Source organism: Saccharothrix deserti, assembly GCF_009769385.1.
GTDB lineage: Bacteria > Actinomycetota > Actinomycetes > Mycobacteriales > Pseudonocardiaceae > Actinosynnema > Actinosynnema deserti.
This window is the reverse complement of the sequence record NZ_ML775960.1, coordinates 342,107-355,373: the sequence shown is the minus strand read 5'-3', so window position 1 is coordinate 355,373 and position 13,267 is coordinate 342,107. Positions and strand designations below refer to the sequence as shown.

The window sequence follows — 13,267 nt, the reverse complement described above, 5'->3', positions numbered from 1 at the left end:
AAACGCCTGGTGGCTCGGGTCAAACCCTCAACCGGGCTGATTGGTGAGCCCGCCCAGCAGGGTCGACGTGATGCCGGTCAGTCGGTCCTTCGCGGCCCGCTCGCCGACGCCCGTCTGGATCGACAGCACGGCGACGGCGAACCGGCCGCCGACGACGCCCGCGCTGTGCAGGTAGAAGTCCGCCGGCAGGTACCACATCCAGCCCTGCTTGGCGTAGCCGCCGACACCCGGCGCGAGGAGGCCGTACGCCTGGTCGAAGCCGTCCGCGGCGGTGGGGGAGGCGGTGGACAGGGCGTTGACGATGAAATCGCGCTCGGCGTCCGGGAGTTCGGTCAGGACGTACTGGTAGAGCTTCGCGAAGTCGTTGGCCGACACCTCGACATCGCCCCACTGGGAGGCGTCCTGCGGGGCGTGGGTGTTGGTCATGCCCGCCTGGGCGGCCACGCGGTCGATCGCGCCCATGCCGTCGTGCAACGTCCACAACGCATTCATGGCGTTGTCGTCGCTCAAGCTGAGCGCGCGCTCCAGGCGTTGGCGGTCGGCCTCCGGCAGTTCGCCCGACGTCAGCATGTCGACGGCCACGAGCAGTTTGCTCAACGACGCCGAGCGGAACGGGGTGTCGGCGTTGTGCCCGGCCGCGGCGCCGGTGTCCAGGTCGACGACGGCCAGCCCGAGATCGACACCGCCGCCGACCTCGACCGCCCGCGCCACCGCCGCCGAGAGGTCCGGGGCGGGTGTCTCGGCGGTACGTGGCGCGGCCGGGTGCGGGGTCTCCGCCGAGGTGGTCGCCGGCACGTCGGTGGTCGAGGGCACGGCGAGCGACGCGTGCGCGGTGCACCCGGACTGTTCCGGGTACACCACCGCGGTCACGCCGACGACCAGCGCGACGAGGACCATCCACCAGCGTCTTCCCACATCTCTACAGTCCGTTTCACAACCGCCTGATGTCGAGTGATTCCTCCTGTGCGGTTCCTGAAGACTCGTCGCGCCGCACGACGTACGCGCCGCCCGTGGCCCGTTCGGACACCGCCTCGACGAGTTCGGTGCCGTGGTAGACGAGCCCGGCGCCGTCGTCGGTGCAGTGCGTCACCGGCAGCACACCCGACGCCACCGCCGCGTGGATCGTCGGCCGCCGCGCCTGTTCGGTGTCGTAGTGCACCCCGTTGCCGTAGGGCAGGAAGCCCAGGCCGTTGGTGATCACGCGCAGCTCCGGCCCGAACGAGTCCGTCGCGCCGCCCTGGTACCAGCAGATCGACCCGGCGGACACGCCGGCGAGCACGACGCCGTCCTGCCACGCCGTGCGCAAGGCCGAGCCGAGGTCGTGCACCTGCCACACCGCGAGCAGGTTCGCCACCGAACCGCCGCCGACCCACACCACGTCGTGCTCGCCGACCCAGCCGGTGAGGTCGGTGGTCGGCGGCATGGTGAACAGGTTCAGGTGCGACACCTCCCAGCCCGCCACCTGGCCCGCTTCGGAGATGTTCGCGTTGAACCACCGCTGGTCGCCGGCGGCCGTGCCGATGTAGCACAGCCGGGGCTTGCGGCCGTGCACGCCGGAGAGGTCGACGGCGTGGTGGACGAGTCGGTGGAACTCCAGGTTGGTGCGGTGCCCGGCGCGGAAACCACCTGAGGTCGCCACGATCGTCGGTTGGTCTGCAGCCATGGGTGCGATCCTGGCAGCGGTCGACGCCGGCCGGGTGTGGAATTATCCGGTGCGTGACGTTACTGCCGAGACTCATCCGACTTGTCACACGCACAGTGCTCGGCGGGCTCGTGATCGGACTCCTCGTCGTCGGCGGCACGGCCTTCCGCGTGTGGCAGGTGGCCCGCGCCGACGACCGCACGCACGCGGACATGGCCGTCGTCCTCGGCGCCGCCCAGTACAACGGCGTGCCGTCCGAGGTGTTGGAGGCACGGCTGGAGCACGCGCGCCGGCTGTACGACCAGGGCGTGGTCAGCTACATCGCCACCACCGGCGGCCGGCAGCCCGGCGACAACTACACCGAGGGCGAGGCCGGCCGGCTCTGGTTGGAGGCCAACAACGTGCCCGCCGACCGGATCCTCGAAGTCGGCGAGGGCACCGACACCCTCGGCAGCATCCGCGCGCTCGCCGCCGCCGCACGTGAGAAGTCCCTCACGACCGCCGTGATCGTCAGCGACCCGTGGCACTCCCTGCGCGCCCGGACGATGGCCGAGGACGAGGGCCTGTCCGCGTGGACGTCCCCGACCCGCAGCGGCCCGAACGTGCAGACCCGCGAGACCCAGCTGTTCTACATCCGCCGCGAGACCGGCGCGCTGCTCTACTACCACCTGACGAAGGCCCCGGCCGGCGCCTTCGACGGCATCCTGCTGTAGAACCGCGTGTCCGCATCCGGCCAACGGACCCGCCGGGGCTGAACGCGTCGTTAGCGTCGTGCGCGACCAACTTCCGCCGACGTCCCGGAGTGAGCTGCCATGACCACCGGTGTCGCCATCCGCGCGGTCGCAGGCGCGGTCGCAGGCGTGTTCGCCGCACTGCTGATGGCCGGTTGTGGTTCGTCGGCCGAGCCGACCACGACCGACCTGTTCCGCGAGTACCTGGACGCGACGAACGTCAAGGGGGACCCGTTCCAGGGTGCGACCGCCGGTGATCGACGCGCCAACATGGCGTCCATGGGCAGCGTGAGCCAGGTCCAGTACCGGCTGTTCGCCGCCGACCAGTGCGGCGACGACCTGATGGGTTCGATGGAGGGCTGCGACCTGAGCGTCGCGGTGACCAAAGCGGCGCAGGGCTTCGCCGGCCTGGACGGAACGGTCCACCAACGCAACGTCCTGGTCAAACGGGGCGACACCGGCCGCCTCGAGTGGATGACGCTGTACGTGGCGCGCAAATCCGACGGCTCCAGTGCGCTCGTCGACGATGACGGCGGGCTGTACCTCGAAGGGCTGGACGACTTCCGCCGGAACAACGACCTGCTCGACGCGGACGACTGGATCCTCGCGCCGCGGGACATCACCGCCACACCCGGCGAAGGCGAGCTGGTCGCGGTCTCCGGGCACACCGGCCCGCGGTGGGAGCTGTGGGTCATCGGCGGGGCCGCCCTCCTCGTGGTGGCGGTCGGCGGCAGGCTGCTGATCCGCCGTCGCCGTGCCGGTTCCGACTGACGGCTGATCGGCTCGCTTACCCTGGGTGGATGAGTCAGGGCTACACCGAACACGACTCCGCGCGGCTGCTCCCCGAGCAGGCCAAGGGAGCGGTGCTGCCCGGGGCGCGCACCGAGCGCCGCTCGCCGTTCTCCCGGGACCGGGCGCGGGTGCTGCACTCGGCCGCGCTGCGCAGGCTGGCGGGCAAGACCCAGGTCGTCGGCCCCGGTGAGGGCGCCGAGGTGACCGGTGTGCCGCGCACCCGGCTCACCCACTCGTTGGAGGTCGCCCAGATCGGCCGGGGCATCGGCGAGGAGCTGGGGTGCGATCCGGACGTGGTCGACACGGCCGGTCTCGCGCACGACATCGGGCACCCCCCGTTCGGGCACAACGGGGAACGCGCGCTCAACGAACTCGCCGGGTCGTGCGGCGGCTTCGAGGGCAACGCCCAGACCCTGCGCATCCTGACCCGGCTGGAACCGAAGACCGCCAAGGGGCTCAACCTGACCCGCGCGTGCCTCGACGCGGCCACCAAGTACCCGTGGGCGCGCCGGCCGGGCATGGTGAAGTTCGGCGCCTACGACGACGACCTCGACGTGTTCGCCTGGCTGCGCGACGGCGCGCCGGAGCGGCAGCGCTGCCTGGAGGCCCAGGTCATGGACTGGGCGGACGACGTCGCCTACTCCGTGCACGACCTGGAGGACGGCGTGCTGGCGCACCGGATCCACCTGTCTGCCCTCGGCGACCCGGCGGAACGGGCCGCCATCGCGGGCCTCGCCGCCAAGCACTTCTCCGACGAACCCGTGTCCACCCTCGAAGCCACCGCCGCCGAACTGCTGGAACTGCCCGTCATCGCGGAACTGGCCGAGTACGACGGCTCGCTGCGGGCCCAGGTGGCGTTGAAACGGCTCACCAGCGAGCTGGTCGGCCGGTTCGCGTCGGCCGCCGTCGGCGCCACCCGCGAGGTGCACGGCGACGGCCGGCTGACCCGCTACCAGGCCGACCTGGTCGTGCCGCCGCAGGTCGCGGCCGAGGTGGCGTTGCTCAAGGCGGTCGCCGTCCGGTACGTGATGAGCGACCCGTCCCGGCTGGTCATGCAGGGACTGCAGCGGGAACTGATCACCGAGCTGGTCCACCTCCTGCTCCACCGCGCGCCGGACACCCTCGACCCCGCGTTGCACCCCGCGTGGGCCGCCGCCGGCTCGGACGCCGAACGGCTGCGCGTCGTGGTCGACCAGGTCGCCGCGCTGACCGACGCCCAGGCCGTCGCGTGGCGTCGGGCGCTCGCCGACAGCGCCCCCGAACCCCTGTGACCGGTGGCACACTCGACGTCATGGCCGATGAGTCGACAAGACCGCCAGGCCGACCGTGGCCGTGGCGCCGACCGAGCCGTGATCCGGTGCCCGTCGGGGCCGAGCCGCCGTTCGACGGGTGGGACGACGATCCCGACGACGGTTCCGCCGGCGTACGCGAACCACGCCACCCCCAGCCGCTCGGACCCATGGGCGGCGCGGGCGAACGTCCGATCCCGGACGAACCCGTAGTGATCAAGGAGACTTCGTGCCTGATCGAGCGCACCTGACGTTCGCCCTCACCCTCCACGACGCCGTCGCGGCTGATCGCACGCGGAACGCGTGCTGGTCGCCGTACTCGGTGGCCAGCGCCCTCGGCATGACCGCACAGGCGGCGCACGGCGAGACGGAGGCGGAGCTGGTCGCGCTGCTCGGCGCGGACCACGCCAAGGTGCTCAAGGGCGCGGTGGTCGGGGACGACGCCGAGTTCGCCGTGGCCAACACGCTGTGGGCGTGGGACGCGCTGCCGCTGAACGAGGGCTTCCTCACCGACCTCGCCGGGTGGCCCGGCGCGAAGGCCCGCTCCGCGCCGTTCGTCGACGACCCCGAGGGCGCGCGCAAGCTCATCAACGCCGACGTCGCCGAGACGACCCACCAGCTGATCCCGGAACTGCTGGCCGCCGGCGCGATCACGTCGGACACGGTCGCGACGCTGGTCAACGCGCTGTACCTGAAGGCGGCGTGGATGGAGGAGTTCCCCGAGCACGACACCGCCGACCTGCCGTTCCGCGACGCGGGGAACGTCCCGACCATGCGCCGCGAGGGCAGCATGAGGTACGCGCAGCGGGCCGGGTGGCAGGCCGTGGGACTGCCCGCGCGCGGCGGCGTGGAGGCGGTCGTGCTGCTGCCGGACGGCGACCTCGGCGGCACGGAGGGCGTGCCCGAGGTGTTGGAGGCGTTGGACCGGGAGCAGATCGAGCTGTTCCTGCCCAAACTGGACCTGTCCGTGAACGTGTCGCTCGCCGACGCGTTGCAGGAGGTCGGCGTGCGCACGATGTTCACCCGCGCGGCCGACCTCACCGGCCTGAGCCCCGATCCCCGGCTGTACGTGGACGACGTGGTGCACGAGGCCGTGCTGCGGCTGGACGAGCAGGGCTTCGAGGGCGCGGCGGCGACCGCGGTGATGATGCGGCTGACGTCGTTCATGCCCGTCGAACCCGCCCGCACGGTCCGCGTCGACCGGCCGTACCTGCTGCTGGTGCGGCACGCCGACACGGGCGCGATCTTCTTCTTCGCCCAGGTCGCCAAGCCCTGACGACAATGGTTATTCCGCTAGATTTCACTGAATTTTAGAGTTCGTCCCCAGGGCAACTCGTTTGCCATTACCGCTGCTCTGAACGGGTGACCTTCGGTCGCCTTCGTGCTCTCTTCGGTCGCCGCACGGCGAAACGGCGGTATACCCGTTGCGTCTCTAGAGTGAGGGCGGTCGTACGCAGGCCGGTGTTCCGGTCTAATGGACCTTTTATCAGGGCATTTCCGGATGTGGACCACACGGAGAAAGGCACGCACCATGGCGAGTGTCCCCCCCGCGTTCCCCAGCGGCAGGCCGCTGACGTGGGGAGACCTGGAGTCGATGCCCGATGACGGTCGCCGGTACGAACTGGTGGACGGGGTGTTGCTGGTGAGTCCCTCACCCCGCCCCACGCATCAGCGCGTCGTCGCCCGGCTCGTCATCGAGTTGACGAAGGTGTGCCCGCCCGACTGGGAAGTCCTGCCCGCCCCGGTCGACGTCGTCCTGGCCGAGGACACCGTGTTCATCCCGGACGTCGTGGTCGGCGATCGGGCGGCTTTCACCAAACGCGCCCTCATCGGGCCGCCGGTGCTCGCGATCGAGGTCCACTCGCCCCGCACCCGGCTCGTCGACCTGGAGCTGAAGCGGACGCGCCTGCAGCAGGCCGGGTGCCCGCACTACTGGCTGGTCGACCCGGACGCGCCGTCCCTGCGCTGCCTCGCGCTGCGTGACGGCGAGTACGAGGAAGTCGCCGTCTCCGAAGGCTCCACCGTGATCACGGTGACCGAACCGTTCGAAGTCCGCCTGTCCGCCTACGGACTGGTCAGCGACCACCCGCTCTGACGGCTGTCACGTTGTGGGCGCCCTCCTCGTCCACCGGGTGAAGACCCGAAACGAGGAGGGGACATGCCCAGGATCCCGGTCGTCACGACCAAGCAGGCCAACCCGCTGCTGAAGCTCGTCTACCGGTTCGCCGAACGCCGGTACGGCGCGGTGCCCGAGCCGTTCACGGTGTCGGCCCACCACCCGAGGCTGTTCATGGCCGGTGCGCGGCACGAGTTGGGTGTGGAGAAGGCGGCCACGACGTTGCCGGTGTCGTTGCGGGAACTGGTGGTCTACGCGACCGCGGTGAAGCTCGGCTGCTCGTGGTGCGTCGACTTCGGCACCATGCTGATCAAGCACGAGGGCCTGGACGTCGACCGGCTCAAGGAGATCCACGACTACCGGAACTCCGACAAGTACACCGAGCTGGAGAAGCTGGCCCTCGCCTACGCCGACGCGATGACCGAGACGCCCACCGCCGTCACCGACGAGCAGGTCGCCGAACTGGACCGGCGGCTGGGGCACAAGGGCCTGGTGGAGCTGACCTACCTGATCGCGCTGGAGAACCAGCGCGGCCGGTTCAACTCGGCGTTCGGCATCACCGACCAGGGGTTCACCTCGGGCGACGCGTGCCTGGTGCCGCTGCCCTAGGCGTTCTCGGGGAACGGCACGTGGCCGAGCTTGTCCGGGTTCGCCATGTCGTACACGCCGGCCACCACGCCGTCCCGCACCGCGAACGCGCTGACCCGCGCGGCGACCTCGCCCTGGGCCGGGAACAGCAGCCCGAGGTCGCCGTTGACCAGCACGGGCAGCCCGGTCGGCGCGCCGCCGTACTTGCGCAGCAGGCCGAACAGGAAGCGGGCCACCTTCTCCCTGCCGCTGACCACGTTGACGGCGGTCCTGGTCTTGCCGCCCGCGTCGCCGACGAACACCACGTCCGGGTGCAGCAAGCCGACCACCGCCTCCACGTCACCGGAGGCCAGTGCTTCGAGGAACCGTTCCAGGAGCTCGCGCTGCTCCTCCAACGCCACCCGCGGCGGCGGCTCGGCCTCGGCCGCCGCCCGACGGCCCCGCGAGGCGTGCTGGCGGGCCGTGGCGACCGTGCAGCCCAACGCGTCGGCGATCTCCGCGAACGGCACGTCGAACGCGTCGTGCAGCACGAACGCCACCCGCTGCTCGGGCGTGAGCCGGTCCAGCACCACCAGTGCCGCCATCCGCACGCCGTCGTCGCGCACCACCGCGTCCAACGGGTCGTCCTCACCGGAGGTGATCAACGGCTCGGGCAGCCACTGCCCGACGTACCGCTCCCGCCGCACCGCCGCCGACCGCAGCCGGTCCAGGCAGATCCGACCCACCACCGTGGTCAGCCAGCCCCGCAGGTCCCGGATGCCCGCCTGGGCTTCCGCGCTGAGACCGGTCAGCCGCAGCCACGCCTCCTGCACCGCGTCCTCGGCGTCCGCGACGCTCCCGGTGAGCCGGTAGGCCACCCCGACGAGGTGGGAGCGGTGGCCGGTGAAGGTCGAGGCCAGGGTCTGCTCGGCTGCTGCCGGGGTCTCCTCGCCTGCGGTCACGAGCACCAGTCTGCCAGCACTAGACTCGCTCGACGTGGCAGGACGCATCCGGGAAAGCGACATCGCGTTGGTGCGTGACCGGAGCCGGATCGACGAAGTCGTGGGCGACCACGTCTCCCTGCGCGGGGCCGGCGCCGGCGCGCTGAAGGGCCTGTGCCCGTTCCACGACGAGAAGTCGCCGTCGTTCAACGTCCGCCCCTCGCACGGCACGTTCCACTGCTTCGGTTGCGGCGAGGGCGGCGACGTCATCGCGTTCGTGATGAAGATCGAACACCTCGGTTTCGTGGAGGCCGTCGAGCGGCTGGCCGACCGGGCGGGCATCCAGCTGACCTACGAGGGCGGCGGCGCGACCGTCCAGCGCGACCGCGGCACCCGCAGCAGGCTCATCGAGGCGCACAAGGTCGCCGCCGAGTTCTACGCCGAGCAGCTGTCGTCGCCGGACGCGTTGGCCGCGCGGGAGTTCCTGGCCGAACGCGGTTTCGACGAGGCCGCGGCCAGGCAGTTCGGCTGCGGTTTCGCGCCCGGCGGCTGGGACAAGCTCACCAAGCACCTGCTCGGGCGCGGGTTCGAGCTGACCGAGCTGATCAAGTCCCAGCTGACCAAGGAGGGCAGGCAGGGGCCGATCGACCGGTTCCACCGCCGGCTGCTGTGGCCGATCCGGGACATGGGCGGCGAGGTCGTCGGGTTCGGCGCGCGCCGGATCTTCGACGACGACCCGATCCAGGCCAAGTACCTCAACACCAGCGAGAGCCCGATCTACAAGAAGTCCCAGGTGCTGTTCGGGCTGGACCTGGCCAAGCGGGAGATCGCCAAGCGCAGGCAGGCCGTGGTGGTCGAGGGCTACACCGACGTGATGGCCATGCACCTGGCCGGCGTGCCGACGGCGGTCGCGTCGTGCGGCACGGCGTTCGGCGCCGACCACATGAACGTGCTGCGGCGGCTGTTGATCGACGACTCGCTCAACGGCGAGGTGATCTTCACGTTCGACGGCGACGCGGCGGGCCAGAAGGCGGCGCTGAAGGCGTTCGAGGGCGAGCAGGCGTTCTCCGCGCAGACCTACATCGCGATCGCGCCGGACGGCATGGACCCGTGCGAGCTGCGCCAGGCCAAGGGCGACGTGGCGGTGCGGGACCTGGTGGCCCGGCGCACGCCGCTGTTCGAGTTCGCCATCAAGACCCGGCTGCGCGACTACGACCTGGACTCGGTGGACGGCCGGGTCGAGGCGCTGAAGACGATGGTGCCGTTCGTGGCGCAGATCAAGGACCGGGCCAAGCGGGACGGTTACGCGACGCGGTTGGCGTGGTGGGTCGGCTGGGAGGACGAGTCGGCCGTGGTGCGCCGGGTGCGTGAGACGGCGAACGGCCGTGCTCCCGCTCCTTCGCGGCGTTCGGCGCCGGTCGACCCGAACCAGGGCGCGCTGGCGGTGGACGTCGACGGGCCGCCGCGCCCGGACCCGCGTGACCCGGCGTTGTGGGCGCAGCGGGAGGCGTTGAAGGCGGCGCTGCAGCTGCCGGAGATGGCCGGGCCGTACTACGACTCGCTGCCCGACGAGGCGTTCACGCACCCCGCGTACCTGGCGTTGCACCAGGCGATCCGGGAGGCCGGTGGGGCGTCCTCGGGGCTGTCGGGTCCGGCGTTCCTGGACGCGGTGTCGCAGGCGTGCCGGCAGCAGGCCGTGCGGTCGGTGCTGACCGAGTTGTCCGTGGAGGCCCTGCGGGTCAAGGCGGACGACGAGTACCGGTACGTGCAGGGCGTGCTGGCGCGGTTGCAGCAGATCCTGGTGTCCGGGCAGATCACCGAGATCAAGTCGCGGCTGCGGCGGGTGTCGCCGGTGGAGGAGCCCGACGAGTACCGGGCGCTGTTCGGCGACCTCATCGCGCTGGAGGACTACCACAAGGCGTTGGGGCAACAAGCGGCGGGCGGGCTGTGATGGGGCTGTTCCGGAGGTTGTTCGGCTCGGGTGCGCCGGAGGGGTTCACCGGTTCGCTGGAGGCCGACGAGCACGTGCTGGCGTCGGCCGCGGTCGGGTCGTCGTGGCTGGTGGCGACCACGTCCGGGCTGTGGTTGCCGGATCCGGGGCAGTCCGGTCCGCGCCGGGTCGGGTGGCACCTGATCAGCAAGGCGACGTGGAGCGGGAACGCGTTGTCGGTGATCGAGGCGGTCGAGGACGGAATGGCTGGTGAGGCCGTGCTGCTGCGCGACCTGGTGCCGCAGCGGTTCGTGCTGGAGTCGCCGGGCAAGGTGCCCGAGGTCGTGCACGCGCGGGTGACGGCGTCGATCAAGTCCCGGGAACACAACAAGACGGCCGGGGCGTGGTTCGTCCAGCGCAAGGTCACCGGGCGGGACGGGGTCGTGCTGCAGGTGCGGCCGGATCCGGGGACCGATGTGGAGCGGGTCCGGGAGATCGCGGCGTCGGTGGCGGCGAAGATCGCTCGGCTGCGTGCCGACTCTTGATTCTCAGCAGTACGCGCGTACTGTAGCAGTACGTCCGTACTGTTACTTGGGGTGTTCTGGGTATGTGGGATCCGGGGAAGTACCTGGCGTTCGCCGACCACCGGTCGCGGCCGTTCCACGAGTTGGTGGCGCGCGTCGGGGCCGCGTCACCGCGACGGGTGGTGGACCTGGGCTGCGGGCCGGGGAACCTGACGTCCTCGGTGTCCGAGCGGTGGCCGTCGGCGGTGGTGGAGGCGTTGGACTCGTCACCGGAGATGGTCTCGGCGGCGCGGGCACGCGGGGTCGGCGCGCGGGTGGGCGACGTGGCGTCGTGGGAGCCCGCGCCGGACACCGACGTGGTGGTGACCAACGCGGTGCTGCAGTGGGTGCCGGGGCACGAGGACCTGCTGCGGAAGTGGGTGCGGGCGCTGCCGTCCGGCGCGTGGCTGGCGATGCAGGTGCCGGGGAACTTCGCCGGGCCGTCGCACGAGTTGGTGCGGTCGCTGGTGGACGCGTCGTGGCCGGCGTTGCGCGGGCTGATGCGGCTGTCGCCGGTGCTCGACCCGGAGGGGTACGCGGACGTGCTGGCCGGCTGTTCTGCCTCTGTCGACGCGTGGGAGACGACGTACGTGCAACGGCTGGAGGGGGAGGACGCCGTGCTGGAGTGGGTCAGCGGTACGGCGCTGCGGCCGATCCGTGCGGCGTTGGACGACGGGGAGTGGGCGGCGTTCCGGGCGCAACTGGCGCCGATGCTGCGCGAGGCGTACCCGCGGCGGGCGGACGGCACGACGTGGTTCCCGTTCCGCCGTGTCTTCGCCGTAGCCCGCATGCCGTGACGTGGCCGCCCCCTTCGTCGGGGGCGGCCACGGCGTCGGCTCTGGTCGTCTCTGATCGGCCCTAGTTGGCGCGCGGGATGACGGGATCGCGTCGGTGGCCGTTGGCGTGCGGCTGGTGACGGCCGAACCCGGTCTTCTCACTCACCTTCGCGCGGACGATGCCGGCCGCGCCCTGGACGGCCGGGTGGTCGGCCATGGCGCGGTAGGCGCGCACGATCTGGTCGTAGCGCTCACGTCCGGCGCGCGCCCCTAGGACGTAGCCGACGGCGGCGCCGAGCAGGATGCCCTTCATGAGGTGTCCTCTCCTCCGATCGTGCCTGGTCACAAACCTTCCTACCGCAAGGGCAGGGGGTGTGCGCGAGCACTGTTCCGGATGCGCTAGAGTTACATCCTGTCGGGCCGAGAGGCCCGGCCTACAACAGAACATTCCCCCTTAGCTCAACGGCAGAGCATTCGACTGTTAATCGAAGGGTTACTGGTTCGAATCCAGTAGGGGGAGCGCGATGGCAGCCCCAGGTCATGTGACCTGGGGTTTTGTCGTCTCATGGGGTCGGGGTACCCCCGTGTCACCCGATTGTCACCCCTGCTCGGGACTTTCTTGGGGCAGGCTGATCCGCATGGCCGATCGCTTCGCCAACCGCCGCCGGATCACGTCGCTGGACCCCGAGCGCGACCACGTCGAGATCATGCGCATCTCGTCCGGGTACGAGTTCCCGTGGGACTACCTGCGGTCGTTGGAGTTCGCGCTGTTCAGGACGTACTGCGTGCCGTCGATCTCCGGTCTGCTGGCCAAGACGGGCGAGTTCGAGCGGCGGCCGCAGAAGCGGTACGACGACACGGCGTTGCTGATGGTGGAGCTGGTGGAGCACGGCTACGACTCGCCGCGCGGGCGTGAGGCGCTGCGAGTGGTGAACCGGTTGCACGGGCGGTACGAGATCTCGGACGACGACATGCGGTACGTGCTGTCGACGTTCATCTTTGATCCGATCGAGTGGATCTCCCAGTACGGCTGGCGGCCGTTGACGGACCACGAGCGGCTGGCCGCGTTCCACTTCTACTCGGCCGTGGGTGCGCGGATGGGCATCAAGTCGCTGCCGGCGACCTACTCCTCGTACCTGGCGTTCAAGCGTTCGTACGAGGCGGAGCACTTCACGTACAGCGACACGAACCGCCGGATCGGCCAGTACACACTGGACCTGTTCTGCTCCTGGTACCCGGTGCCGAGGGCGCTGACGTCCCGAGCCGTGCTGGCGATGCTGGACGGGCCCATGCTGAAGGCGTTCGGCTTCACCCCCCAACCGCGCTGGCTGACCGCCCTGGCCCACGCGGCCTTACACCTACGAGCCCACACCGTCCGCATGCTCCCGCCCCGCAGGACGCCACGCCTGACGAACGACCCGAAGAACCGCACCTACCCCGGCTACCCGAAGGGCTACCGACCAGCGGACCTCGGAGCCCCGTAGCCCTGGAGTGCACAGCTTGGTCACGCCGCACCGGGTTGTCGAGACGCGGGGGGACCAGATCTGTACCCTCCAGAACCGCACGTCAGGGGGCGGTAGCTCAGCCGGTCAGAGCAGCGGACTCATAATCCGTCAGGTCGTGGGTTCGAACCCCACCCGCCCCACTGTTTCCGCTGGTCAGAGTGTGTGGCGATGACACGCTCCAAGATCATCGCCATGGAAACCCTCGCTTTGCGCCCGGGTACCCCTGTAACCGCCTCCAGCGCGCCAGCGGCCCTTTTGGCTGGTGACCCGGCGCGTCATGTAGATGTCCTTCGTGGTGGAGGCCTTGGAGTGCGGGTTGGTCGGCTGTCTGCCGTGCCGTCAGTCCGGCCTACGCGCACGTCGAGGGCATACCCCTTGTCGAACGGAAGTCAGGTCCGGCAACGCCGTGTGGAGA

General features: G+C 70.6%; 14 protein-coding genes and 2 tRNA genes. 12 read left to right on the top strand and 4 right to left on the bottom strand.

Features of this window, described 5'->3' with window-relative positions; translation table 11 throughout:
- Positions 1-27 precede the first annotated feature (27 nt).
- Both FM051_RS03930 and FM051_RS03925 read right to left on the bottom strand, forming a co-directional pair.
- Positions 28-915: a serine hydrolase gene (locus FM051_RS03930; protein WP_158840678.1), complete on the bottom strand. Its 888-nt coding sequence runs from the start codon at positions 913-915 to the stop codon at positions 28-30.
- 16 nt (positions 916-931) lie between these two features.
- Positions 932-1,663 carry a Type 1 glutamine amidotransferase-like domain-containing protein gene (locus FM051_RS03925; RefSeq protein ID WP_158840676.1) on the bottom strand — a complete coding sequence of 244 codons (732 nt, stop codon included), beginning with the start codon at positions 1,661-1,663 and terminating at the stop codon, positions 932-934.
- A gap of 110 nt (positions 1,664-1,773) precedes the next feature.
- Here FM051_RS03925 and FM051_RS03920 point away from each other — a divergent pair, with 110 nt between their 5' ends.
- The 6 genes from FM051_RS03920 (at position 1,774) to FM051_RS03895 (ending at position 7,179) form a co-directional block, all read left to right on the top strand.
- Positions 1,774-2,355: a YdcF family protein gene (locus FM051_RS03920; protein ID WP_338019448.1), complete on the top strand. Its 582-nt coding sequence runs from the start codon at positions 1,774-1,776 to the stop codon at positions 2,353-2,355.
- A gap of 99 nt (positions 2,356-2,454) precedes the next feature.
- The gene (locus tag FM051_RS03915) at positions 2,455-3,144 is read left to right on the top strand and encodes a hypothetical protein (protein WP_158840672.1); all 690 of its coding nucleotides are present in this window, start codon (positions 2,455-2,457) and stop codon (positions 3,142-3,144) included.
- Between the two features lie 29 nt (positions 3,145-3,173).
- Positions 3,174-4,436 carry a deoxyguanosinetriphosphate triphosphohydrolase gene (locus tag FM051_RS03910; protein WP_158840670.1) on the top strand — a complete coding sequence of 421 codons (1,263 nt, stop codon included), beginning with the start codon at positions 3,174-3,176 and terminating at the stop codon, positions 4,434-4,436.
- Positions 4,437-4,683: 247 nt separating this feature from the next.
- Entirely contained in the window at positions 4,684-5,730 is a 1,047-nt protein-coding gene (locus tag FM051_RS03905; protein ID WP_158840668.1) for a serpin family protein, read from the top strand.
- Between the two features lie 255 nt (positions 5,731-5,985).
- The gene (locus FM051_RS03900) at positions 5,986-6,549 is read left to right on the top strand and encodes a Uma2 family endonuclease (protein WP_158840666.1); all 564 of its coding nucleotides are present in this window, start codon (positions 5,986-5,988) and stop codon (positions 6,547-6,549) included.
- A gap of 63 nt (positions 6,550-6,612) precedes the next feature.
- Entirely contained in the window at positions 6,613-7,179 is a 567-nt protein-coding gene (locus tag FM051_RS03895) for a carboxymuconolactone decarboxylase family protein (RefSeq protein WP_158840664.1), read from the top strand.
- Here the strand turns inward: FM051_RS03895 and FM051_RS03890 are convergent.
- Positions 7,176-8,099, bottom strand: a complete 924-nt coding sequence (locus tag FM051_RS03890) for a sigma-70 family RNA polymerase sigma factor (RefSeq protein ID WP_238412113.1) — start codon at positions 8,097-8,099, stop codon at positions 7,176-7,178. The two genes, FM051_RS03895 and FM051_RS03890, sit on opposite strands and share 4 nt — an antisense overlap.
- A 34-nt stretch (positions 8,100-8,133) precedes the next feature.
- Between FM051_RS03890 and dnaG the strand changes: the two genes are divergently transcribed.
- The 3 genes from dnaG to FM051_RS03875 all read left to right on the top strand — a co-directional run bounded on the left by dnaG (position 8,134) and on the right by FM051_RS03875 (position 11,368).
- Complete coding sequence (dnaG, locus tag FM051_RS03885) at positions 8,134-10,029, top strand: DNA primase (protein WP_158840660.1); 1,896 nt, start codon at positions 8,134-8,136, stop codon at positions 10,027-10,029.
- Positions 10,029-10,553, top strand: coding sequence for a hypothetical protein (locus FM051_RS03880; protein ID WP_158840658.1), 525 nt, complete (start codon positions 10,029-10,031; stop codon positions 10,551-10,553). The genes dnaG and FM051_RS03880 overlap by 1 nt, the downstream gene beginning before the upstream one ends.
- A 62-nt stretch (positions 10,554-10,615) precedes the next feature.
- The gene (locus FM051_RS03875; protein ID WP_158840656.1) at positions 10,616-11,368 is read left to right on the top strand and encodes a trans-aconitate 2-methyltransferase; all 753 of its coding nucleotides are present in this window, start codon (positions 10,616-10,618) and stop codon (positions 11,366-11,368) included.
- A 61-nt stretch (positions 11,369-11,429) separates the two neighbouring features.
- Here the strand turns inward: FM051_RS03875 and FM051_RS03870 are convergent, their stop codons facing one another.
- Positions 11,430-11,660 carry a hypothetical protein gene (locus tag FM051_RS03870; protein ID WP_158840654.1) on the bottom strand — a complete coding sequence of 77 codons (231 nt, stop codon included), beginning with the start codon at positions 11,658-11,660 and terminating at the stop codon, positions 11,430-11,432.
- Between the two features lie 135 nt (positions 11,661-11,795).
- Between FM051_RS03870 and FM051_RS03865 the strand changes: the two genes are divergently transcribed.
- The 3 genes from FM051_RS03865 to FM051_RS03855 all read left to right on the top strand — a co-directional run bounded on the left by FM051_RS03865 (position 11,796) and on the right by FM051_RS03855 (position 12,992).
- Positions 11,796-11,867 (top strand) — tRNA-Asn (locus FM051_RS03865).
- A gap of 118 nt (positions 11,868-11,985) precedes the next feature.
- The gene (locus FM051_RS03860) at positions 11,986-12,831 is read left to right on the top strand and encodes an oxygenase MpaB family protein (protein WP_158840652.1); all 846 of its coding nucleotides are present in this window, start codon (positions 11,986-11,988) and stop codon (positions 12,829-12,831) included.
- Positions 12,832-12,917: 86 nt separating this feature from the next.
- Positions 12,918-12,992: transfer RNA gene (locus tag FM051_RS03855), tRNA-Ile, on the top strand.
- Positions 12,993-13,267: the final 275 nt, after the last annotated feature.

Coding starts and splice junctions, on each gene's coding strand:
- FM051_RS03895 (WP_158840664.1), top strand. CDS start 6,613: ATGCCCAGGATCCCGGTCGTCACGACCAAGCAGGCCAACCCGCTGCTG.
- FM051_RS03900 (WP_158840666.1), top strand. CDS start 5,986: ATGGCGAGTGTCCCCCCCGCGTTCCCCAGCGGCAGGCCGCTGACGTGG.
- FM051_RS03915 (WP_158840672.1), top strand. CDS start 2,455: ATGACCACCGGTGTCGCCATCCGCGCGGTCGCAGGCGCGGTCGCAGGC.
- FM051_RS03880 (WP_158840658.1), top strand. CDS start 10,029: ATGGGGCTGTTCCGGAGGTTGTTCGGCTCGGGTGCGCCGGAGGGGTTC.
- FM051_RS03875 (WP_158840656.1), top strand. CDS start 10,616: ATGTGGGATCCGGGGAAGTACCTGGCGTTCGCCGACCACCGGTCGCGG.
- FM051_RS03925 (WP_158840676.1), bottom strand. CDS start 1,663: ATGGCTGCAGACCAACCGACGATCGTGGCGACCTCAGGTGGTTTCCGC.
- FM051_RS03910 (WP_158840670.1), top strand. CDS start 3,174: ATGAGTCAGGGCTACACCGAACACGACTCCGCGCGGCTGCTCCCCGAG.
- FM051_RS03860 (WP_158840652.1), top strand. CDS start 11,986: ATGGCCGATCGCTTCGCCAACCGCCGCCGGATCACGTCGCTGGACCCC.
- FM051_RS03870 (WP_158840654.1), bottom strand. CDS start 11,660: ATGAAGGGCATCCTGCTCGGCGCCGCCGTCGGCTACGTCCTAGGGGCG.